Source organism: Paludisphaera mucosa (assembly GCF_029589435.1).
In the GTDB taxonomy this organism is placed as follows: domain Bacteria; phylum Planctomycetota; class Planctomycetia; order Isosphaerales; family Isosphaeraceae; genus Paludisphaera; species Paludisphaera mucosa.
Window position 1 is genome coordinate 550,218 of sequence record NZ_JARRAG010000001.1, and the last position, 22,107, is coordinate 572,324.

The 22,107-nt window shown below is 69.0% G+C and carries 14 protein-coding genes; 6 read left to right on the forward strand and 8 right to left on the reverse strand.

What is annotated here, in order from left to right; genetic code table 11:
* Positions 1–6: 6 nt before the first annotated feature.
* Positions 7–3,318: a serine/threonine-protein kinase gene (locus tag PZE19_RS02295; protein WP_277858968.1), complete on the reverse strand. Its 3,312-nt coding sequence runs from the start codon at positions 3,316–3,318 to the stop codon at positions 7–9.
* A complete protein-coding gene (locus PZE19_RS02300) occupies positions 3,308–3,937 on the reverse strand; it encodes an ECF-type sigma factor (RefSeq protein ID WP_277858969.1) in 630 nt (209 codons plus the stop codon). The genes PZE19_RS02295 and PZE19_RS02300 overlap by 11 nt, the downstream gene beginning before the upstream one ends.
* Before the next feature lie 192 nt (positions 3,938–4,129).
* Here PZE19_RS02300 and PZE19_RS02305 point away from each other — a divergent pair, with 192 nt between their 5' ends.
* Complete coding sequence (locus PZE19_RS02305) at positions 4,130–5,299, forward strand: NHL repeat-containing protein (protein WP_277858970.1); 1,170 nt, start codon at positions 4,130–4,132, stop codon at positions 5,297–5,299.
* A 1,124-nt stretch (positions 5,300–6,423) separates the two neighbouring features.
* Here PZE19_RS02305 and PZE19_RS02310 read toward each other — a convergent pair.
* Genes PZE19_RS02310 through fabG form a run of 5 tightly spaced genes read right to left on the reverse strand, consistent with a single transcriptional unit; the run spans position 6,424 to position 12,480 of the window.
* On the reverse strand, positions 6,424–7,584 hold the full coding sequence (locus PZE19_RS02310; RefSeq protein WP_277858971.1) for an IS701 family transposase: 1,161 nt from the start codon (positions 7,582–7,584) through the stop codon (positions 6,424–6,426).
* 21 nt (positions 7,585–7,605) lie between these two features.
* Positions 7,606–8,994, reverse strand: a complete 1,389-nt coding sequence (locus PZE19_RS02315) for a GntP family permease (RefSeq protein ID WP_277858972.1) — start codon at positions 8,992–8,994, stop codon at positions 7,606–7,608.
* A 32-nt stretch (positions 8,995–9,026) separates the two neighbouring features.
* Positions 9,027–10,178, reverse strand: coding sequence for an acetyl-CoA C-acyltransferase (locus PZE19_RS02320; RefSeq protein WP_277858973.1), 1,152 nt, complete (start codon positions 10,176–10,178; stop codon positions 9,027–9,029).
* A gap of 2 nt (positions 10,179–10,180) precedes the next feature.
* Positions 10,181–11,731 (reverse strand): acyl CoA:acetate/3-ketoacid CoA transferase, encoded by a 1,551-nt coding sequence (locus PZE19_RS02325; RefSeq protein WP_277858974.1) that lies wholly within the window; start codon positions 11,729–11,731, stop codon positions 10,181–10,183.
* On the reverse strand, positions 11,728–12,480 hold the full coding sequence (gene fabG / locus PZE19_RS02330) for a 3-oxoacyl-ACP reductase FabG (protein ID WP_277858975.1): 753 nt from the start codon (positions 12,478–12,480) through the stop codon (positions 11,728–11,730). Before fabG ends, PZE19_RS02325 begins: the two co-directional genes overlap by 4 nt.
* Positions 12,481–12,726: 246 nt before the next feature.
* Between fabG and PZE19_RS02335 the strand changes: the two genes are divergently transcribed.
* From PZE19_RS02335 to PZE19_RS02350, 4 genes are all read left to right on the forward strand, one after another.
* The gene (locus tag PZE19_RS02335) at positions 12,727–14,370 is read left to right on the forward strand and encodes an FAD-dependent oxidoreductase (RefSeq protein WP_277858976.1); all 1,644 of its coding nucleotides are present in this window, start codon (positions 12,727–12,729) and stop codon (positions 14,368–14,370) included.
* A 231-nt stretch (positions 14,371–14,601) separates the two neighbouring features.
* Complete coding sequence (gene egtB, locus PZE19_RS02340; RefSeq protein ID WP_277858977.1) at positions 14,602–15,861, forward strand: ergothioneine biosynthesis protein EgtB; 1,260 nt, start codon at positions 14,602–14,604, stop codon at positions 15,859–15,861.
* A 136-nt stretch (positions 15,862–15,997) separates the two neighbouring features.
* Entirely contained in the window at positions 15,998–16,687 is a 690-nt protein-coding gene (locus PZE19_RS02345) for an ATP-binding cassette domain-containing protein (protein ID WP_277858978.1), read from the forward strand.
* Entirely contained in the window at positions 16,684–18,228 is a 1,545-nt protein-coding gene (locus tag PZE19_RS02350; RefSeq protein WP_277858979.1) for a glycine betaine ABC transporter substrate-binding protein, read from the forward strand. The genes PZE19_RS02345 and PZE19_RS02350 overlap by 4 nt, the downstream gene beginning before the upstream one ends.
* Positions 18,229–18,240: 12 nt before the next feature.
* Here the strand turns inward: PZE19_RS02350 and egtD are convergent, their stop codons facing one another.
* Complete coding sequence (gene egtD, locus PZE19_RS02355; protein WP_277858980.1) at positions 18,241–19,215, reverse strand: L-histidine N(alpha)-methyltransferase; 975 nt, start codon at positions 19,213–19,215, stop codon at positions 18,241–18,243.
* 776 nt (positions 19,216–19,991) lie between these two features.
* Between egtD and PZE19_RS02360 the strand changes: the two genes are divergently transcribed.
* On the forward strand, positions 19,992–22,103 hold the full coding sequence (locus PZE19_RS02360) for an adenylate/guanylate cyclase domain-containing protein (protein ID WP_277858981.1): 2,112 nt from the start codon (positions 19,992–19,994) through the stop codon (positions 22,101–22,103).
* Positions 22,104–22,107: the final 4 nt, after the last annotated feature.

Here is a 22,107-nt window from a genome sequence, read left to right on the forward strand (position 1 = left end):
GGTGTATCACGGAGATGCGAAGGGGTCGGCCGGGAAGTCGGCGTCGAGGACGGCCGCGGTGGCCGGGTCGGTCCCCAGTTTCGCCCTCCAGGCGGCCGCCTCCCCGGGCCTGGCCCACGACTCATACAGCGCGACGATTGACCGGACGGTCTCCGCGATGTTGTGCCGGGACTGGGGCGGGATCCGGTCCGCGCTAGCCCTGAGGCCCTCATATCCCCGGAGCAGCAGGGGTTCCGCCTCGAGATACTTGCCCTGCTTCCGAAAGGCGGCGCCCAAGCTCGCCCGGATCACCGAGGTCCTCCAGTGGTCGGGTATCTTCCGCTCCGCGATTTCCAGCGACTCCCGGAGGATCGGCTCGGCATCGGCGTAATTCTCCTGCCCTATCAAATTGTTCGATAACGCGCCTAGCGCGCCGCCGTATGCATCCGAGTCGCGATCGTGCCGCTCGCGCAGGGCGGCGAGCACCTCTCGGAGGTTCGGCTCGCTGAGCTGCGGCTTGCCCAGCCTGCTGTGGACGAGCGCCAGGTGGTTGACGACCTGCTGGGTGACGGCCGTGTCGCCCATCCCGAACGCCTTCCGCGCCCCGGCGAGGGCCTCGCCGAGCAGGGCCTCGGCCTCGCCGAGTCGACCGCGCATGCTGTAGTGGGCGCCGAGGTTACTCAGCGTGACGATCGTTTCCTCATGCCCCGCGCCCAGTGTACGCCGCTGAATCGCGAGCACTTCCACCAGGATCGGCTCCGCGTCGTCGAGGCGGTTGCTCATTGAGCAGAACACGCCCAGGGCCGACAGCGCCCGGACGGTCGCAGCGTGGTCGGGGCCCAGCCGGCGTCTCGTCGCCTCGGCGACCTGCTTCGCCAACTCGATGGCCTCCGCGCGTCGGCCGCGATCCCAATAGACGGCGGCGAGGTTGCCGCTGGCCTGGAGGGTCCAAGGGTGTTCGGACCCCAGCTTGGCGCGGTCGATCGCCAAGATCTCGTCGTACAGGTCCTCGGCCTCCTCCAGGCGGCCCAAATCCCGCAGGGCGAGGGCCAGGTTGCTCGCGGCCTCCAACGTGCGGGGATGGTCGGCCCCGAGGGTCGCGCGCCAGCCGTCCCGGGCGCGCCGGTACCACGATTCCGCCTGGGCGAATCGGTTGCGTGTGTGGTGGAGGGATCCGATGTTGTTCATGGTCTCGAACGTGTCCGGGTGGCCGTCGCCCAGCGCGGCGCGGCGGCCCTCGAGGGCCTGCAGCAGGAGCGGCTCAGCCTGATCGGGGCGGCCCCGATCGCAAGCGAGGGCGCCTAGGTCGTTGAGGCTCTGGAGCGTGTGCGGGTGCCGGGCCCCGAGCCGGGCGCGGCGAGCCTCAAGCACTCGCCGGTAGAGGCGTTCGGACTCCTCGTCGCGGCGGCGGTCGGCGAGCAGGACCGCGAGGGCACGCATGCTCGCCAGCGTCTCGGCGTGCTCGGCGCCGAGCCGGCGCTCCCGCAACTGGACGGCCCGCTCCAGGTGGCCCTGCGCCTCGGCGTACTCGCCAAGGGCGCGATACGCCTGGCCGAGCGTGAGCCGGACGGCGGCCTCGGTCAGCTCCTGCCCCCGGAATCGCGCCTCCACCACCCGCGCGGCGCGGTCCAGGAGCTCGCGCGCCTTGACGTCCCGGTCACGCCCCAGCTCGGCGGCCTGGTTGCCGATGTCGGCCTGGCCCAGCAGGTCGTCCAGCAGGAAGGCGTTGACGGCCCGCGCGATCGCCGCCTCCTCGTCGGCCCGGCGCTCGTTCGCGCGCGCCTCACGCCCCGCGGCCGTCGCTCGCGCCGCTTGCCAGACGCTGATCGTCGTCCCCAGGACGAGGAGCAGCGCGAACGACCCGGCAGCGGCGAGCGCCTTGCGGTGCCGGCGGGCGAACTTTCGAAGCCGGTAGGCAGCGCCCGGCGGGCCGGCCTCGACCGGCTCCTCGGCCAGGTAGCGTTCGATATCGCGAGCCAGCGCGTCGGCCGTCTCGTAGCGGCGGGCGCGGTCCTTCTCCAGGCACTTCATCACGATCCAGTCGAGCTCCCCCCGCACGAGCCTCGAAAGCCGGGCCGAGTCCGGGTGGAGCCGGTCCGCCGCGCCCGGGGACGAGCCGCCGAGCCGGGCGCTGGGGCGTGGCGGGTCCTCCTCGCGAATCCGCCGCAGGACCTCGTCGAAGCCGTCGCGCCCGGGCCGCGGCCGCCCCAGCGGCGTCGTCCCGGTCAGGAGCTCGAACAGGACCACGCCGAGGGCGTACACGTCGGCCCGGGTGTCGACGTCGTGGCCGCGGAACCCGGCCTGCTCGGGACTCATGTACAGGGGGGTACCCATCAGGGTGCCGTGCGCCGTGTGGAGGGTCTGCCCGGTGAGCGGCTCGCGCACGACCTTGGCGAGACCGAAGTCGATCACCTTGGGCACCGGCCGCCCGTCGACCGGGCCGACGAGGATGTTGCTCGGCTTGAGGTCGCGGTGGATGATCCCCTTCTGGTGGGCGTGCTGGACCGCGAGGCAGACCGTCGCGAACAGCTTGAGGCGCTCGGCGATCCCCAGCCCGGCCCCGTCGCAGAATCGGGTGATCGGCGCGCCCCGAACGTACTCCATCGCGAAGAACGGCCGGCCGTTCCCGGCCGCTCCGCCGTCGAGGACACGAGCTATGTTGGGGTGGTCCATCAGCGCCAGCGTCTGGCGCTCGGCCTCGAAACGCGCCAGGACGTCGCGGGTGTCCATCCCCGGACGGATGAGCTTCAGCGCCACCACGCGGCGGACCGGCTCGGTCTGCTCGGCCGCCCAAACAGTGCCCATCCCCCCTTGCCCGAGCTCCTCGAGCAGCCGGTAGCGCCCGGCGATCACGCCCCCGGCTCGCTCGCCCCCGCCATCGGCATCGGTCGGTCGACCGGTCGCGGACGGGTCCGGCTCCCCGGCCACCCCGTCGCCGGCCGCGAGGGTCCGCCGGTGGGCCGTGAAGGGCCACTCCAGGCGCTCGCCCACGACCTGATCCGCGACGGCCCGCCGCTCCGAGTCGGCCGCCGAAGGCACTCCCCCGTGCCCGGCTGACCCGGGGTCGAGGGCGGCGACGGGGTCGACGGCCGGCGTGCGGTCCCGGGGCACATCCGCCGGGGTCCGTTCGACGACCGCACGCCGGAGTGCCGCATGCAGGCTCAGGAGCTCGGGCTCCAGATCCGCCCGGAACGCGGCGGGGGCATCGGCCAGGAAGTCCTCGACGCGTGGCCGATGCCCGGCGTTCCAGGCGGCCTCGAAGCGGTCGCACCAGGCGTCGATGTCGCGGGCTCGCTCCAGCGGCGTCGGGGACGGTCCGGATTCGGTCTCACCACTCAAGGCCACCCCCCTCTCCGAGCCAGACCCGGCGGATCAGGTTGAGCTTGCGCTCGACGGAACGCGCGACGCAGCCGAGCTTCGCGGCGATCTCCTCGTTGCTGTAGCCATCCATCCGCCATAAGGCGACCTGGCGCAGGGTGTCGTCGCCGAGCTGGTCGAGACGGGCCCGGAATTCCTCGGCGATCAGCGCGGCGAACTCGGGGGTCGGCTCGGCGCCGACGACCCCGGCGAGCCCTGCCCCGTCCGGGGCGAGGCCATCCAGGGCCGCCTCGTCCACGACCCGGCCGCCGCCGCGCTTCAGCCGACGCCGCCGCTCGGCCTGGTCGAGCACCTTGCGGGCGGTGATGACGACCAGCAGGCGCCACAGGTCGTCGCGGTTGTGGAGGCGGTCGAACCGGCCGCGGGCCGCGCCGGCGCACAGGCTGCGGAAGGCGCTGAGGGCCGCGTCCTCCTCGTCCTCGACGGACCCGCCACCCGCGGCGGGGCGGAGCCGCTGTCGGGCCAGCCGCACGAGGGCCTCGAAGTACCGACGCCAGAGCGCGTCGGCGGCCGCGTGGTCGCCGGCCTTCAGGTCCCCGACCCAGCACGTGACGGAACCCTCACCGTCGGGCTTGTCCATCGCCGGTCCTCTCCGGGGGGGGCGTATCGGGCTCCGATTGTACTCCACCCGGGCGGGGGCGGCCACGCCACGCCCGCCCGGTCGGCCGCTCCCGGGTTTTTTCTTGTCGGGCGACGCGGCCGGATGCGGAGAGAACCGTTGACCGGCCAACGGTCCCGACCCCCGCACCCAAGAGCATGAAAGGAGCCCCGGATGTTCGCTCGCCCCCGCCATCCCACGGTCCGTCGCCCCCGCACGTCCCGCCGCCCCGCTTTCGAGCCGCTCGAAGGGCGTCAACTGATGACTCTCGGGCCCGAGATGATTTATCCGATCAACACGACGAACCATACTGCGCGATTTTCCGACAACGCCACCTCCAGCGGAGGCTCCTCGGTCGTCGTCTGGTCGCAATCCAACAACGAACCCGGCTTCAGCATCCGGGCCCAGCGGTTCAATTCGTTCGGCACCAAGCTCGGCCCGGAGTTCATCGTCGGCTCAAGCAATCAGTCGATGTATTCGCCGGCGGTCGCGATGGACGACCTGGGCGGCTTCGTGGTCACCTGGACCCAGCAACTCGCCAATGGCGATTCGGACGCCCTGGCCCAGAGATTCGACTCCAACGGCAATCACGCCGGCGGTCTCATCGAGGTCGGTGTCGGGAGGGCCAGGGAGGGCTACTCCGACGTGGCCACCGATCGCCTCGGCAACTTCGTCATCTCCTACAACAGGCAGCTCGCCAAGATCAGCACAGACGTCGTCGCCAAGCGGTATGACAGAGGCGGCCAGCTCCTGGGCGTGCTCGACGTCGCGGTCGGCACGGTCGCCGATGCGCAGGCGAGCATAGCGATGAACCCGGACGGCCGCTTCGACATCGCCTGGGAGCGGGGCTCCAGCGGGACCCAGCACGATATCCTCCTGAAGCGATTCACCGCGGGCGGCGGCCTGCTCGGGACCCACTTCATCTCCACGAATGCCGCCGACGACCGAGACGCGAGCGTCTCGATGGACAACGCCGGCAACGCCGTCGTGGCCTGGTGTCGGGCCGGCGACATCAAGGCGAGGCGCGTCGGCCTCGACGGGGCGCTCGGCGCCGAGGTCGGCATCGCCGGCACCACCGCCTTCGAATACAAACCCGCGGTCGCCCTGAGGCGGGGCGGCGGCGGCTTCGTGGTGGCGTACGAAGTCCAGGCGAGATCCGGCGGGAACCGGACCCGGGTGGCCGAGGTGAGCTTCACCAACACGGTCTCGACCGTCGACATCGGCGTCCGGTCGGACCCGGCGCTGAGCATCGACTGGTTCGGCAACTACCTCCTCACCTACACCTCGTACGTCTCGATCGCCGCGGGCGACATCTGGGGCCGACGCGGCTCCCTCAGTGCCTGATCGGCCTCGAACAGGGGAGGATGCGAGGCGGGCCAGGAATCTACGGATTTCGTCCCGCCTCCATCGTTCCCACCCCCGAACGCACGAGAGCCGACCCGGCACCCTGAAGCCGCCATGGGCCCGGCCGTCTACGGCAGGCCCGGGAACAGGAGGGCGATTCGCGAAGCGGACCGGCGATCGAGCGTCGGCGAGCCGAGGGAACCACCGGCACGGGACGGGCGTCGGATTGGGGGATGTCCTGGCCGACACCTTCCGGGGCGATGGATCGGCGTGGTCGCCACCATCGTCCCGGTCGGGCGGCCCTGCTCTACGCGGCGCGTGAGAGGCCGCGAGATCTCGGATGACCCTCGCCGTGCCCGACGCATGGAAGCCGCGACCGAGGCAATACCTCCGGGAGCGGTGGGGCGAAGAATTGCGAGCGCCTCTCGGCGGGCGACTTCCCGCCCGACCACTTCGTCCTGATCCGGTTCCCCGACGTCTCACACGTCCTCTTCCGATTCGCCTTCGCGATCGCGGACGAGCCAGCCGGAGAGGTCGACGTGTTCACGGAACCCTGCGGGTATCACATATCCCCCTGCGGCGATGCCGAGTTGGAGACCCTCCACTCCGTTTGGCGGTAGGCCGGGCCCAGCCCGGCGACAGTTGAGAGTGGCGAGTGGCGGGAAATCTTCGCGGGCCGAATGCATCAAGTCGCGGAAAGTACAATATCACGGTATCCAAAATGCGATAAAGTTGTTGAGGCACTCCTCGGTTAGGATGGGCGCGCCATCAGGCACCGTCCCCGTCCCCCTGAGCTGCGTCACCTACTGAGGCCCCCAAGCCTACGGCCTCAACGGCTTGGAGTCCCCGCACCGATTTGAGTACATACCGGACGTGGGTTCACCAGTAGGGAGAGCCGGCGGACGACGTCGTTCGAGTCGAACACGACCGCCGTATGCATGACTATTACTACAGTTGTAACTAGTCCGGCGGGTCGCCTCCACGCCTTCTGTAATGGCAGCGGCGCGCGAACGCCTGGCGGGCCCGCCGCCATTCCGACCAATTCAGGACCCCGATCGGCACCGGCAGGCGCGTCCACAGGAGCCGGACCAGCAGCCGGCGGGCCTCCGGGACCGTCACCGCGATCAGCTCCGGGGACCCGTCCGTCTTTCTTTCGGCGGGCCGTCGGCCAGCCTCCGCACCGCCGCCAGGACGGCGTGGGCCAGCAGCGCCAGCGTGACGTGGCGGTGCCAGCCGGTCCAGCTCCTGACCTCGTAGCCGGCCAGGCCGACCTCCTGCTTGGCCGCCTCGAACGCCCCCTCGATCGCCCACCTCGCCCCGGCGGCCCTCGCCAGGGCGGCCAACGGCGTGCGAGCCGGCGCCGCCGCGATGTAGTAGGCCAGCTCCCCGCGCTCGTCGAGCCCCTTGCGGACCAGCAGCCACCGCCGCCACTCGGGCCCGAGGTCGTGGTCGACCTCCGCCCGCGCCCAGGCGTACCGCCGCGGGCCCTTGCTCCCGGCGGCGACCTCGACGGTGCGCCGGGACCGCCCCGTCAGCGCCCCGGCCAGGGCCGTCGCCGTCGTCGGGCGGCCGGCCGGCAGGTACTGGTCGGCCCGCACGCCCAGGACGTACGGCCGCTTCCGCTCCTCGAGCCACCGCCGCAGCTCCCAGGCGCCGTAGACCTCGTCGCCGACGACCCAGGCCGCCGGCGTCCCGGCGGCGAGCGCCCGCTCGAGCATCCGCTTGGCCAGGCGGATCTTCGCGGCGAACTCCGTCGCCTCGGGGACGCCGGCCGCCTCGCACCGCTCGGGGTCGTCGGTCCACTCCTTGGGCAGGTACAGGGCCCGGTCGAGGAACGCGGCGCCGTGCCGCGAGGCATAGGCGAGGAAGACGCCGACCTGGGCGTTCTCGATCCGGCCCGCGGTACCCGTATATTGACGGGCGACGCCCGCGGAGCGGGCGCCCTTCTTGAGGAACCCCGTCTCGTCCAGGATCAGCACGGCGTCCGGCTCGCCGAGGGCGTCGACCACATGGGCCCGCAGGTCGTCGCGGACGGCGTCGGGGTCCCAATCGGCTCGGCCCAGCAGGTGTTGCACGCCGTAGGGGGCGGCCTCGCCGATCTGCTCGGCGATCCGCCAGGAGTTCTTGCGCCGCACCGGGGCCAGCAGCCCCTCGAGGCAGGCCCGGACGCGGTCGCGGGTCTCGCTGCGGGCGAAGCGGGCCCCGATCCGGCGGGCGACCTGGTCGAGCTGCTCGCCCCAGACGTGCACATCCTCGGCGGTGACGACGGAGCCGGTGCTGGCCATGGTGCCCCTCCTCGTCGCCGGTCAGCCAGGTAAGGAGGCCGCGGACAGGGCCAGTGCGAGGACCACCGCGGTCTTGATCAGCGTGATCGCGAAAATGTCCGGGTACGATTGCCGATGGGTCAGCCCCGTGATGGCCAGGAGCGTGATCACCGCCCCGTTGTGCGGCAGCGTGTCCATGCCGCCCGAGGCCATCGAGGCGATCCGGTGGAGCAACTCCGGGGCGACTCCCTGCGCGCGGGCCGCCTCAAGATAATATTCGCCCATCACTTCCAGCGCGATCGACAGGCCACCCGAAGCCGAGCCCGTGACGCCGGCGAGCGCATTCACGGCGACGGCCTCGGAGAGGAGCACGTTCCGGCTCACGTCGAGCACCCAACCTCGCAGGACTTCGAAGCCGGGCAGCGACTTGATGACCGTACCGAAACCGACTTCCGAGGCCGTGTTGAAGATGGCCGGGAGGGCCCCCGCGGTCGCCGCCGAGAGCGAGGCCGAGACGCTGACTCGCATCCGCCGGGCGTGCAGGGCCAGAGTGGTCGTGATCCCGACCGAGAGGGCGACGATCACGGCCCAGCTGGGAGCCGCGTCCCGTGGATTGGTCGCGGGGAAGGCCTTGCGGATCGAGGCTTCGGGGTACCACAGGTCGATCGACCATGCCGTCCGGCTCAGGACGAAATTGACCGCCAGGACCAGGATCAGCGGCAGGACCGCCGCGCCGAGCGAGGGGAGGTCGTCGCCCGTCCGGGCCTCCGGTTCCTGGAGATGCCCGGCCCCGTAGCCCTCGCCCGCGGCGGCCGCCCAGGCGCGTCGCCGGTCCAGCCAGAAGAGGCCGCCGAACAGCACCAGGGCGGCGCCGATCAGTCCGACGACCGGTGCCGCGTAGGCGTCGGTCTTGAAGAACCGAGTGGGAATGATGTTCTGGATCTGAGGCGTCCCGGGCAACGCGTCCATCGTGAACGTGAAGGCCCCCAGGGCGATCGCCGCGGGGAGCAGACGCTTGGGGATGTCCGCGTCCCGGAAGAGCGCCGCGCCGAGAGGGTAGACGGCGAATGCGACGACGAACAGCGACACGCCCCCGTAGGTCAGCACGGCTCCGGCGAGCACGACCGCCGGGATCGCGTGACGCGGCCCCAGGGCCCGGATCATGGCGGCGGCGATCGTAGCGGCCGAGCCGCTCGCGTCGATCATCTTGCCGAAGACGGCTCCCAGCAAGAAGAGCGGGAAGAAGGCCCGGACGAAGCCGGCCACGCCCGTCATGAACAGGTCGGTGTAGCTGGGCAGCAGAGGCAGGCCGGACAGGGCCGCGGCCAGCAGGGCGCAGAGGGGGGCGAAGACGATCACCGGCAGGCCGCGATATGCGACGGCCATCAGCAAACCCAGGGCCAGGACGATGGCGCCGACCTCGATCGCCATGAAACGCGTTCCTCCCTCGGCATGTCCGTGGATCAATCCGGATTTCGCAAGAGGGCGGCGACGCCCATGCCGCCTCCGACGCACAGGCTCACGACCGCCTGCCTCGCCGCTCCCCGATGGATCTGATGCGCGGCGTGGACCACCAGCCTCGCCCCGCTGGCCCCGATCGGATGCCCCAGGGCGATCGCCCCGCCACACCGGTTGACCGATTCCTCGTCGACGCGGAGATCCTGAAGACACGCCAGGACCTGAGCGGCGAAGGCCTCGTTGATCTCGATCGCATCGCATTCCGCAAGCGTGAGCCTCTGTCGTTCGCAGAGCCGCCGAAGTGCATACACCGGACCCAGGCCCATCAACGCCGGCTCGCAGCCCACCAGCGCCGAATCGACCCAGTCGCACAGGATGGGCCACCTCCGCCCTTCCGCGAACTCGCGGTCGGCCAGGAGCAGCATGGCCGCCCCGTCATTGATGCCGCTCGAATTTCCGGCCGTGATGGAGCCGTCCGCCGCGAAGGCCCCGCCCAACCGCGCCAGGTCGTCGAGCGCCGCTCCGGGCCGGGGATGCTCGTCGGCTTCCAGGCCTTCCAGCGGGACGCGCTCGCCGGCGAACGCGCCGGAAGCCTCGGCGGCGGCGAACCGTCGCTGGCTCCGGAGGGCCCATTCATCCTGCCGACGACGACTGATGCCGCGGGATTCGGCCATCGCCTCGACCAGCAATCCCATGTGCCGGCCGTCGAAGGCGTCGATCAGGCCATCTCGCAGGACCGAATCGACCAGCGCGGCGTCGCCCAGTTTCAATCCCTGCCTGGCGCGTGGCACGAAGTAAGGCGAGCCCGACATCGACTCGGTCCCGCCACAGAGGATCGCCTTCGCCTCCCCGCCCTGGATCGCCTGGGCCGCGAGCCGTACGGCCTGCAACCCCGAGCCGCACATCATGTTCACGGTGAACGCCGGGACCTCGGGCGGGAGGCCGACCCGGACGCCGACCTGCCGGGCGATGTTCATCCCCTGGCCGGCCCCCAGGACGTTGCCGACGATCACCTGATCGATTTTCGAGTGCCCGACCTCGCCCAGGACCGGTCGGGCCGCCGCGCAGGCCAGGTCGACCGGCGACAGGTTCTTGAGCTTCCCGAGGAAGCGTCCCAGGACGGTTCGCTTCGCCGCGACGATGCACACTCCCGCCATCTTCAACCTCCGGTGTCCCGATCGAACGACGATGCCGGCATCAGGCGAGGCTGGCGTACGAGGGGGCGGAATTCCATCTGGTCGAGCACGTCGCGTTCGACGTCGATCCCCGGCGCGAGCTCGATCAATTCGAGACCTTCGTCCACGAGCCGGAACACGGCCCGCTCGGTGACGTAGAGCGCCTCTTGACCTTTCCGCCGGGCGACGTCGGCGGCGTAGGACAGCTGCCCCACGTCGGCGACGAACTTGCGGACCCGGCCCTCGCGGACGATCCGCAGCCGCCCCCGCACGACGGCGATTTCGAGCCCGTCGGACGTCATCGTCCCGCAGAAGACCACCCGTCGCGCGTTCTGCGAGATGTTGACGAACCCGCCAACGCCCGCGAGCCGCTCCCCGAACCGCGAGACGTTCACGTTCCCCCGACGATCGATCTCGGCCGCGCCCAGGGCGGCGAAGTCCAGGCCGCCGCCGTCGTAGAAGTCGAACTGCGCCGGTTGGTCGATGATCGCCTCCGGGTGGAATGACGCACCGAAGCTCAGCCCGCCGGCCGGGACGCCGCCGATCGGCCCGCTCTCGACGGTGAGGGTCACGTCGCTAAGCAGCCCGCGTTCGGCCGCGATCAGCGCGACGCCTTCCGGCGTTCCGATCCCCAGGTTGGCGATCGCGCCGGGCCTCAGCTCGTCGCAGACGCGCGACGCGATGATCCGTCGCGGCCCCGCCGCCAGCTTCGGCAGGTCGCCCGTGCCGTCGCGCTCGGCGGCCCCGTAGTATGCGGGGTTGTCCCGCTCGGCGAAGGTCTGGTCGTGCTGCTCGGCGGTCGCCACGACGACGCGATCGATCAGGATTCCAGGCACGCGCACCGACATCGGGTGCGCCGCGCGGGGGAGCACTCGACGGACCTGGGCGATCACCGTGCCGCCGCAGTTGTGCACGGCCTGGGCGATCGCCAAAACCTCGCCGATGATCGCCTCCTCGTCCATCACGAGATTGCCATGGACGTCGACGGCCGTGCCTCGGACCAGCCCGACGTGGACCGGGAATGCGCGATAGAAGAGCCATTCGCGGCCGTCGATCGCGATGCGGCTCACCATCTCGGCCGTGGACCGGGAATTCAGCCGCCCGCCCTGGTGGATGGGATCGATGAACGTCCCCAGCCCCACGGCGGTGATGCACCCCGGCCGGCCGGCGGCGATGTCGCGCAGCAGGTGGCAGATGACGCCCTGGGGGAAGTTGTAGGCCTCGATCTCGCCGTCGAGGGCGAGCCGGCCGATCCGGGGGGCGAGCCCCCAGTGGCCGCCGACGACTCGAGCCAGGAGCCCGCGATGTCCCAGGTGGTTGAGCCCGCGGCCGCAGCCGTCGCCCTGCCCGGCGGCGTAGAGCAGCGTCAGCCCGCGGGGTCGGCCGGAGGCCAGGAAACGGGCCTCGATCGCCTCGGTGAGGGCCTCGGGATGCCCGGCGCCGACGAATCCTCCGCTCACGACGGTCTGGCCGTCCTCGATGACCGCCACCGCTTCCGCCGCCGAGCAGAGCAGCCTCTCGACGCGATCGGTCACGACCACCAGCCTCCGTTGACGTGGACGGTCTGGCCGGTGATGTACGACGCCAGGTCGCTGGCCAGGAACAGGATAGCGTTGGCGATCTCCTCGGGCTCGCCGAAGCGGTTGAGCGGGATCTGGGCCAGCATCCCGGCGCGGACGTCTTCTGGGATCGTCTTCCCCATGTCGGTCAGGACCACCCCCGGGGCCACGGCGTTGACCGTGATCCGCCGCGACGCCAGCTCCTTGCTCAGCACCTTGGTCAGGGCGATGACGCCGGCCTTGGCGGCCGCATAGTTGGCCTGGCCGAAGAAGCCGACGACGCCCGAGATCGAGGCGAGATTCACGATCCGGCCGCCGTCCGACATGACCGCGGCCGCCGCTCGACAGACGTGGAAGACGCCCGTGAGGTCCGTGCCGACGACGACGTCCCAGTCCTCGTCGCTCATCTTCTTGACCGTCCGATCGCGGATCACGGCCGCGTTGTTCACGACCAAGTCGAGGCGTCCGAACCGCTCGCGGGTCGCCGACAGCATGGCGTCGACCTGCGCGGGGTCGCGGACGTCGGCTGGGATCGCCGCGGCCCGTTCGCCGAGGCCGTCGGCGACTTCGCGGGCCAGCTCGGCGTTCCGGCCGGCGGCGTCGGGCGGGTAATTGACGACGACGCTGGCGCCGGCCGCGTGCAGTCGGGTCGCCGTGGCGCGTCCGAGCCCCTGTCCGGCGCCGGTCACGAGCGCCACCTTGCCGACGAGGTCGATCCCGATCACTTGTAGCGGACTCCGAAGAGGCTCTATGGGAAGGGCGGCGCGCCTTGCCGGAAGTGAGGGTATCCGCCCCCGACCCGCCCCACAAGCGACCGGTCACCGGATCCTCGCACCGACAGAACCGGGCGTCTCAGATGGAGTGGAGGTCGAGCCGGGGTTGACGTCCGCCACGGCCCGGGGGGACGATCTTGAGTCGCACCCACGCCGAGTCGGCTGGGCCGGCGGACGACGGAAATGGAGAAGCAGGCGATGGCGAACGTCGAGGAAGAGCGCTACGTGGCGTTCCCGAGGCTCACCGAGGCCGAGGTCGCCCACCTGGCCGACCTGGCCGAACTCTGCACGTTCGAAGACGGCGAATCCGTCTTCCAGGCGGGGGAGCGCGGCGTGTCCCTGTACGTCGTCGAATCCGGCCTGATCGCCATCGTGGACGAGTCGGCGGAGGAATCGAAGACGGTCGTCGTCCACGGCCCGGGCGAGTTCACCGGCGACGTCTCGCTGCTGACCGATCGGCCGGCCGTCATCTCGGCCTACGCCCGGGGGGCGACCCGCGCCTACTGCGTGGGCCCCGCCGAGTTGCGCCGCGTCATCCAGGAGATCCCCGACCTGAGCGACAAGCTGCTCGACGCGTTCCAGGCGCGTCGGGTGCTGCTGGAGCGTTCCGGCTTCGTCGGCGTGCGCGTCTTCGGGCGCCTCGGCGACCCCGACCTGACGGTCATCCGCGAATTCTTCGACAAGAACAAGGTGCCGCACACCTGGGTCGACGTCGAGGCAACCGACGGCCGGACGGCGATGGAGGCCCTCGGCGTCGCCGTCGATCAGTTGCCGTTCGTGTCCTGCAATCGCGGCACACGGTCGCCGCGCCCGACCGTCACGCGCCTGGCCGAATGCCTCGGCCTGAAGCGTCGGATCCGGACCGAGCCGTTCGACCTGGTGATCGTCGGCGCGGGCCCGGCGGGACTGGCGGCCGCCGTCTACGGGGCTTCCGAGGGGCTGTCCACCATCCTCCTCGACCGCTTCGGCCCGGGAGGTCAGGCCGGCACCAGCTCGCGGATCGAGAACTATATGGGCTTCCCCGCGGGGCTGGCCGGGTCGGAACTCGCCAACCGGGGCTACCTCCAGGCCCTCAAATTCGGGGCCGAGCTGGTCGCCCCCGTCGAGGTCCGCTCGATGACGCGCGACGGCAGGATGCACCTTCTCGAACTCGACGACGGGCAGGTCGTCAGCGGCCGGACGGTGCTCATCGCGACCGGGGCTTCTTATCAGCGATTGCCCATCGACGGCTGCGAGCGTTGGGACGGCGGCGGGATCTTCTACTCCTGCACCTCGGTGCACGCCCGCTCGTGCCGAGAGGGCCGCGCCGCCGTCGTGGGCGGGGGCAACTCGGCCGGGCAGGCGGCCATGTACCTCGCCGACCACACGGCCGGGGCGACCCTGCTGCTGCGCGGCGGCGACATTCGCAAGAGCATGTCGGATTATCTCGCCCGACGGATCGAGCGCCACGAGAAGATCGAGGTGCTCCGCCACGTCGAGGTCGACGCCATCGAGGGCGAGTCCTCCCTAAGGGGGGTCCGGCTCCGCGACGTGCGGGAGGGCGGCGTCCGGAACCTCGATTGCACGGCGGTGTTCGTCTTCATCGGCGCCCAGCCGCGCACCGAGTGGTTGCCGCCGGACATCGCAGTCGATTCCAAGGGCTTCATCATCACCGGGGCCGATGCCGCCCAATCCGCCAAGTGGCCCCTGAAGGATCGCGAGCCCTGCGTCGTCGAGACCACGTCTCCGGGCGTCTTCGCGGCGGGCGACGTCCGCAGCAACACCACCAAGCGCGTCGCGTTCGCCGTCGGCGACGGGGCCCTTGCCGTCACCTGCGCACACCGCGTGCTCTCGGATTTGTGATCGAGTTCACGAGCCGAACCGGACTCGCTCCACGACGACTGGCGACGAACATGGGCTACACAACCCAACGCCGTAGCCGTCTGGGCCAAAGCCGACGCGGTCGCGGCCGGCCCGAGTTTTGCAGAGGGTACGTTTCCGAGTCGTAGGTAAGGGATCGGCGGGCTGGCGGCCATCTCATCGAGTCGGCGAAGATGGCTCCCTGCTGGAACCCGTCCCGAGGGAGGATGACTGTTGGCGAACCTGGTGGAAGCCTACGCGAAGACCCGTCGATTCTCGGAATATCTGTGCGAGACGCTGCAGGTCGAGGACTACGTCGTCCAGCCCATGCCCGACGCGAGTCCCACTCGATGGCATCTGGCGCACACGACCTGGTTCTTCGAGACGTTCGTGCTGGCCCCATCGCAATCCGGTTACCGACCGGTCGACTCCGCCTACCAGGTGCTCTTCAACTCGTATTACAACAGCGTCGGAGAGCAGTTCCCTCGATCGCGCCGCGGGGTGCTGACGCGGCCGTCCGTGGCCGAGGTCTTCGCCTACCGGCGGGCCGTCGACGAGAGGATGGCCCGGCTGCTGAGAGAGGTCGACGGCGACGCGGCCGAGGAGATCGGCCGGGTCGTCGAGCTGGGGCTCCAGCACGAACAGCAGCACCAGGAGCTGATGCTCACGGATCTCAAGTATCTCTTCTCCTGCAACCCGCTCTGGCCGACGTATCGCCCATCGGAGGACGATGCGCCCGCGGCGACGACCGACGATAGCGGCTGGTCGACCCATGGCGGCGGGATCGTGAAGGTCGGGCATGACGGCGGCACCTTCGCATTCGACAACGAGAGGCCGCGCCACGACGCCCTGATCGGGGCGTTCGAGCTGCAAGACCGTTTGACGACCGTCGGCGAGTTCCTCCAATTCGTGGAGGACGGCGGTTATCGTCGGCCCGATCTCTGGCTGTCGCTCGGGTGGGCCACGCGGAAGGAGCAGGGGTGGACGGCGCCCTTGTACTGGGTCGAGAGGGAGGGGGCGTGGAGCCAGTTCACGCTGGGCGGACTCAAGCCATTGCGGCTCGATGAGCCGGTCTGTCATATCAGCTTCTTCGAGGCGGACGCCTTTGCTCGCTGGATGGGCTCACGGCTGCCGACCGAAGCGGAGTGGGAGCATGCGGCGGCCGGGGTGATCCCAGGAGGTCGCTCCGGAATGCCAGGCCGTTTCCACCCCATTCCGGCGTCGCCGGTGCGAGGCGCCTCCCGGATTCGTCAATTGTACGGCGAGGTCTGGCAGTGGACGGCCAGCCCGTACACTCCGTATCCGGGTTATCGAGCCCCCTCGGGGGCGCTCGGCGAATACAACGGAAAGTTCATGTGCAACCAATATGTGTTGCGCGGTTCCTCCTGCGCCACCCCGGCAGGTCATTCGCGGTCGACGTATCGCAACTTCTTTCCGCCTGATGCGCGATGGCAATTCTCGGGGATGCGCCTGGCGCGTGATGCACAGGGGTGAAATCGGCCAGGCCCGAGCTGGGCGCAACGGCCCGGATCGGGTCGACTTCGACTCCGAAGCACTTTTCGTCCCGACTCTAGGTCGAAATCCAATGGCGATGCTGGAATTCCACGGAGCCTCTCGGACATACGACGGGGTGACGGCGGTCCATCCGCTCGACCTGGCGGTCGAGGAAGGGGAAGTCCTGGTCCTGCTCGGACCCAGCGGCTGCGGAAAAACTACCATCCTGCGCATGGTGGCGGGCCTCGTCTCACCGACATCGGGCGAGGTCGCGGTCGACTCGATCCCCATCAGCCCCCAGACCATGGGCGCGATCCGCAAGACGCTGGGCTACGTGATCCAGGAGGGAGGACTTTTCCCTCACCTGACGGGGCTGGCGAACGTGACCATCATGGCCCGTCAAGAAGGCTGGCCGCGCGCCCGCATCGACGAGCGAGTCGCCGAGCTGGTGGAGATGACCCAACTGCCGAGGGCCGGGCTGGATCGCTATCCGAATGAACTCTCTGGCGGGCAGCGTCAGCGGATCAGCCTGATCCGGGCCCTGTTCATGAGCCCGCGAATCCTGCTGCTGGACGAGCCGTTGGGCGCGCTCGATCCGCTGATTCGGGCCGGCTTGCAGAGAGACCTCAAGCAGGTCTTCGAAAGGACGGGGACGACCGTGTTGTTCGTGACCCACGACCTGGTCGAGGCCGGGCGATTCGCCGACCGAGTCTGCCTCATGCAGTCCGGCCGGATCGTCCAGCAGGGGCCGTTTCGCGAGATCCTCCAGAAGCCGAGCAGCGAATTCGTCCGCGAATTCGTCACCTCGCAGGTCGTCGAGCCGTGAGAAGTCGATCCCTCGCCAAGTTGATCGTCTTGCCGCTGCTGCTCCTCATCGTGGGCGTCACCCCGCTCCCTCGCGCCGGGGTGCGAGTGCGGCTGGGCTCGAAGAAATTCACCGAGTCGGTGATTCTCGGCGAGATGCTGCGGATTTTGCTGGAGCACTCGGGAGTCAAGGTCGCCCACGTCCGCGAGATCGGCGGCACGCGTCTGCTTTTCGATGCGCTCGTGGCGGGCGAGATCGACGCCTACCCGGAATATACGGGCACCATCCTGAAGGAGATCTTCGTCGGAAAGGCCGTCGCCGACGACCGCTCGATGCGGGAATTGCTGCGTAAGCAAGGCGTCGGCGTCGCCGAGTCGCTGGGGTTCAGCAACACTTACGCCCTGGCCCTCACCAGGCGGAGGGCCGCCGAGTTGGGGATCTCGCGCGTCTCGGATCTGCGACGACTCCCCGAGCTGCGGATCGCGCTGACGCACGAGTTCCTCGACCGCAGCGACGGCTGGCCGGCCCTGAAACGCGCGTACGACCTCCAGCAGGATCAGGTCGTCGGCGTCGATCACGACCTCGCCTATCGTCAGCTCCTGGCCGGCGAGATCGACCTGATCGACGTCTATTCGACGGACGCCATGATTCGACGCTCGGACCTGTTCCTGCTCGCGGACGACCGCTCGTTCTTCCCGCGCTACGACGCACTCTGGCTTTACCGCCTCGATTCGGCGGCGCGCGATCCACAGCTCGTGGCCGCGATCGAGCGGCTCGCGGGGACGATCTCCGAGTCGGCGATGCAGAAGCTCAACGACGACGTCGAGGCGCGGAGGGCGACCGAAGAGCAGGCGGCCTCCGAGTTCCTGGCGACACGTTTCGGGATCCGGGTCGAGGCGCAAGCGCAGTCGCGCGCCGGGATGATCGCCGACCATCTCGTCGAGCATCTCGACCTCGTGCGGCGTTCGCTGCTGCCGGCCATCGTGGTCGGGGTCGCGCTCGGCGTCTTCTGTCAGCGTTTTCCGCGGGCGGGGAAGGCGGTTTTGGCCGTCGTGGGGCTCTTGCAGACGATCCCCTCGCTGGCGCTGCTCGTCTTGTTGATGCCGGTGATCTGGGCGCTCGGCTATCGGAGCATCGGAGAGGGATCGGCGACGGCGGTTACGGCCCTTTTCTGCTATTGCCTCCTGCCGATCGTAAGGAACACGTACACGGGCCTGGAGGGCATCCCGCGGGGGACGATCGAGTCGGCGACGGTGCTCGGACTCGGCCGCGTCCCCCGGCTGGTCGACATCGAGCTGCCGATGGCGATGCCGACCATCCTCGCCGGGATCCGGACTTCTGCCGTCCAGAACGTCGGCTTCGCGACGCTGGGGGCGATCATCGGGGCCGGCGGTCTCGGGCAGCCGATCCTGAGGGGGATCCGGCTCAACGATACATCGCTGATCGCGGCCGGCGCGATCCCCGCCGCACTCCTGGCGTTGCTCCTGCAATTCGCCGTCGACGCCATGGAATGGGTCTTGACCCCGCGCGGGCTGAAACGCCACGTCGCCGTGCGAGAATGAACGACGTGAGACCTATCCCCTGATCTTGAAATGCAAGACGGCGAACTGGCGTCCCGGATCCGTCCACTCTCGTTCGAGCGTCAGACCTGCGGCGGCGGCCACGGTGGAGAATTCGTCCACTGTGTACTTGTGGGAGTACTCCGTGCAGATCGTGTCGGACGGCGAGAACGAGATGGACTCGCCTCCGACGCGGACGGACTGGGATTTTCGGCTCACGAGGTGCATCTCGATACGACCCTCGTCGGGATTGTAGAAGGCCCGATGGGAGAAGTTGGAGAGGTCGAAATCCGCTCCCAGCTCGCGGTTGATCCGTTCCAGCAGATTCAGGTTGAACTGGGCCGTCACTCCCAGGCGGTCGTTGTAGGCCGCCTCGACGTCGCCCACCGCCTTCTTCAGGTCGATGCCGATGATGAGGCCGCCGCCCGCGCCGCAGAGGTCGACGATCCGTCGGAGGATCGCGGCGGCCTGATCCGGGACGAAGTTGCCGATCGTGGAGCCCGGAAAATACACGGAGACCCGCGCGGGCGCTCGAGAGGGTCGAGGCAAGGCGAACGGCCGGGTGAAGTCCGCGCAGACGGGCAGGATCTCAATCTCGGGGTAGTCGCTCGCCAGTTCGAGCGAAGTTTTGAACAGGTGCTCACCCGAGATATCGACGGGCACGTACGCCGCCGGGTCCTTCAGGCAGTCGAGCAGATAGCGGGTCTTCACGCTGCTGCCGCTGCCGAACTCGACCAGCATCGCCCCCGCACCGAGCGCCTCTCCCATCTCGGGGGCGAAACGCTCCATCAAATCCAACTCGGTGCGCGTGAGGTAGTACTCTTCGAGCTGGCAGATGCGATCGAAGAGGATCGAGCCTCGCTCGTCGTAGAAGTATTTGCTGGGGATTTGCTTCGGCCGGCCTCGCAGCCCCGTGAGGACGTCTTCGAGGAACGTGAGTCCAGACTCCCGCCCTCCGAGGGATGGTGGGCCGGTCGTCGCGCAACTCACGCCGTCGGTCTTCCGAGTCAGGATGTCGCTTGACAATATGTTTACCCTGGTTGCTGATGCGGTCGAGCGGTTCGGTTCGGGAGAGGCCCGAAGAGAATTCGAGTCGTGAGCGCGTCCAGATCGACTTCCGTCGGCCTTCGCGCTCGGCTCATCGTCGAGTCGCATGGAGTCGGCGGTCGACGGCTACGGAAAACGCCCAGTCCTGAGAATCAAGGACGAGAGCCGAACCGATGAGCCCTCTCTCTGCACGACTGCGAGCCTGGATGTACTATCTCGGCTCGCAACACTCGATCCAGTTACGAATGCGGGGGATGCGAGCAGCTTTCATGCCGCTGAAAGGCCCAGCATCCGGGAACTCGGTCGAGGACCCGGACTTCGATGGTCCCGGCTCCATTCTATGCGCGAGGACCCGCAGGACAATTTCCGGATCGTAGGACGACTCCTCGAAAGGACCGGGTGGCCGGACGCGAGACCATGCGGGCATCGCGTCCCGTTGCGGAACGGACCCGCCGCCGTTAGACTCGGTTTCACCTCTCCCGAATCGGCGGGCGCAAGCCCATGGCCGGCAAACACGACCGTCGTCGATCGGACCGTCGCACTCCATCGGTCGGCGTCCCTGGACCTGTCGCCGAAGTGGCCGACGTCACCCGTTCCCGTCCCTCGACTCGTCGAACCCGGCTCGCACCCTCGGCGGCTCCCTTCGGTCCTTTCGCGAAGCGACGGCCCCACCGCCCGGGTCGGCTCGGAACCCCATCCGCCTCCCGCTGGAAGCGTCCATGTTGCATGCGATCCACAGGCTCAGCGTCCAGTCGAAGTTGACCATGATGCTCCTGCTCGTGAGCGTCGGCTCGATCTTCGTCATCAGCTTCCTGGGCTACGACTCGGGCATGAGGGCCGTGAAGGCCGGCGTCGAGGACCAGTTGACCAGCCTGAGGACGTCCAAGGCCTATCAGATCCGATCCCAGATCGAAGGCTTCCGCAATCAAGTCTACGTGTTCAGCGACGACTACATGATCGTCTCGGCGATGCGCGAGTTCCGCGACGCCTGCGACGACCTCGCCGCCAGGCCGGCCCCTCCCGAATACGAGGCGTCGCTGGTCGATTTCTACGGCAAGGAGTTCATCCCCCGGTTGACCGGCTACGTCGAGGGGAAGCCCGCGCTGGAGAACTACATTCCGAAGCTTCCCTGGTCCCGCTACCTCCAGCACCATTACATCGCGGCGAACCCGAACAAGGTCGGCGAGAAGTGGAAGCTGGACAAGGCGGGGGACGGCAGCCGCTATTCCGAAGTCCACGCCAAGTATCATCCGGTCCTGCGCGAGTTCGTCCAGAAATTCGGCTATTACGACCTCTTCCTGTTCGACGTCCGCACCCAGCACGTCGTCTATACGGTCTTCAAGGAGCCCGACTTCGCGACGGATTTCGCGACCGGCCCTTACAGCTCGTCGAACCTGGGCCGGCTGTTCACCTCGCTCATCAAGGAGAAGGACAACAAGACCACGCGCATCGAGGATTTCGAGCCCTACCGGCCCTCGCTCGCGGCGCCGGCGGCCTTCGTGGGCGCGCCGATCTTCGACGGCGCGGAGATGATCGGGATCCTCGCCTTCCAGTTCCCCATCGACGAGTTCAACAAGCTCATGACGAGCGACTACAAGTGGGAGGCGGACGGCCTGGGCGAGACCGGGGAGGTCTACCTGGTGGGCGACGATCACCTGATGCGGTCGATGTCCCGATTCCAGAAGCAGGCCCCGGAGAATTTCTACGCGGCGCTGAAGGCGGTGGGGACTCCGCCGTCGAAAATCGAGCGGCTGCGCCGCACGAACACGGCGATCCTCGAGCTGGCCGACGAGACGGAGTCGGTGACGCGGGCGCTTCACGGCCAGTCCGGCACCGACCTCCTCGTCGATTACCGCGGCGTCGACGTGATCAGTTCGTACGCCCCCCTGGAGATCGACGGTCTGAGCTGGGTGCTCGTCGCCAAGAAGGACCTGTCCGAGGCGTTCGCGCCGATCGCGAGCTTCGGGCGCAAGGTTCTGGCCTCTTCCGTCGTCATCGTCCTGGTCATCACGTGCCTGGCCGCATTGCTGGCGCGGCTCTTCGTGCGGCCGATCTTCCAGCTCATCGAGGGGGCGCGGAGGATCGCGTCCGGGGAGAAGGGGGTTTACGTGAAGGTCTCGTCGAAGGACGAGCTGCACGACCTCGCCGAGTCGTTCAACGTGATGAGCCTGAGCCTCAAGGTCAAGTCCGAGGAGATCGAGCGTCGGGTGCAGGAGAACGAGGAATTGCTGCTGAACATCCTGCCGACGTCGATCGCGACGAGGAGGAAGGCGGGGGTCCAGACCGTCTCCGACAGTCATGCCGACGTCACGGTCATGTTCGCCGAGATCTCCGGGTTCGCCGAGGCGACCGGCTCGATGTCCGCCGACCAGGCCGCGGAGCTGCTCAACGACATGATCTCGGCCTTCGACGAGGCGGCCGAACGGCACGGGGTGGAGAAGGTGAAGACGGTCGGAGAAGACTACCTGGCCGCGTGCGGCCTTTCCGTGCCGCGCCTCGATCATGCCAGCCGCGTCGTCGACTTCGCCGAGGACGTGGTCCGGATCGTCCGGAGGTTGAACCAGGACCGCGGACACCCGCTCTCCGTCCAGGTGGGGATCAACTCCGGGCCGGTCGTCGGCGGCATCGTGGGGCGGACGAAGTTCATCTTCGACATGTGGGGCGACACGGTGAACGTCGCCAGGTCGCTCTACACCGTCGGGGGCGACAACTCGATCCACGTGACGCAGGCGGTGCACGACCGCCTCAAGGACGCCTATCGGTTCGAGCCGGTCGGCACCGTGGAAATCAAGGGCAAGGGGCCGATCCCCATCTGGCGGACCGCCGCCTGAGCGG

What these genes read in the sequence shown, in the direction of transcription:
- PZE19_RS02300 (WP_277858969.1), bottom strand. Translation starts at nt 3,937, where the DNA reads ATGGACAAGCCCGACGGTGAGGGTTCCGTCACGTGCTGGGTCGGGGAC.
- PZE19_RS02305 (WP_277858970.1), top strand. Translation starts at nt 4,130, where the DNA reads ATGTTCGCTCGCCCCCGCCATCCCACGGTCCGTCGCCCCCGCACGTCC.
- PZE19_RS02310 (WP_277858971.1), bottom strand. Translation starts at nt 7,584, where the DNA reads ATGGCCAGCACCGGCTCCGTCGTCACCGCCGAGGATGTGCACGTCTGG.
- PZE19_RS02315 (WP_277858972.1), bottom strand. Translation starts at nt 8,994, where the DNA reads ATGGCGATCGAGGTCGGCGCCATCGTCCTGGCCCTGGGTTTGCTGATG.
- PZE19_RS02320 (WP_277858973.1), bottom strand. Translation starts at nt 10,178, where the DNA reads ATGGCGGGAGTGTGCATCGTCGCGGCGAAGCGAACCGTCCTGGGACGC.
- PZE19_RS02335 (WP_277858976.1), top strand. Translation starts at nt 12,727, where the DNA reads ATGGCGAACGTCGAGGAAGAGCGCTACGTGGCGTTCCCGAGGCTCACC.
- PZE19_RS02360 (WP_277858981.1), top strand. Translation starts at nt 19,992, where the DNA reads ATGTTGCATGCGATCCACAGGCTCAGCGTCCAGTCGAAGTTGACCATG.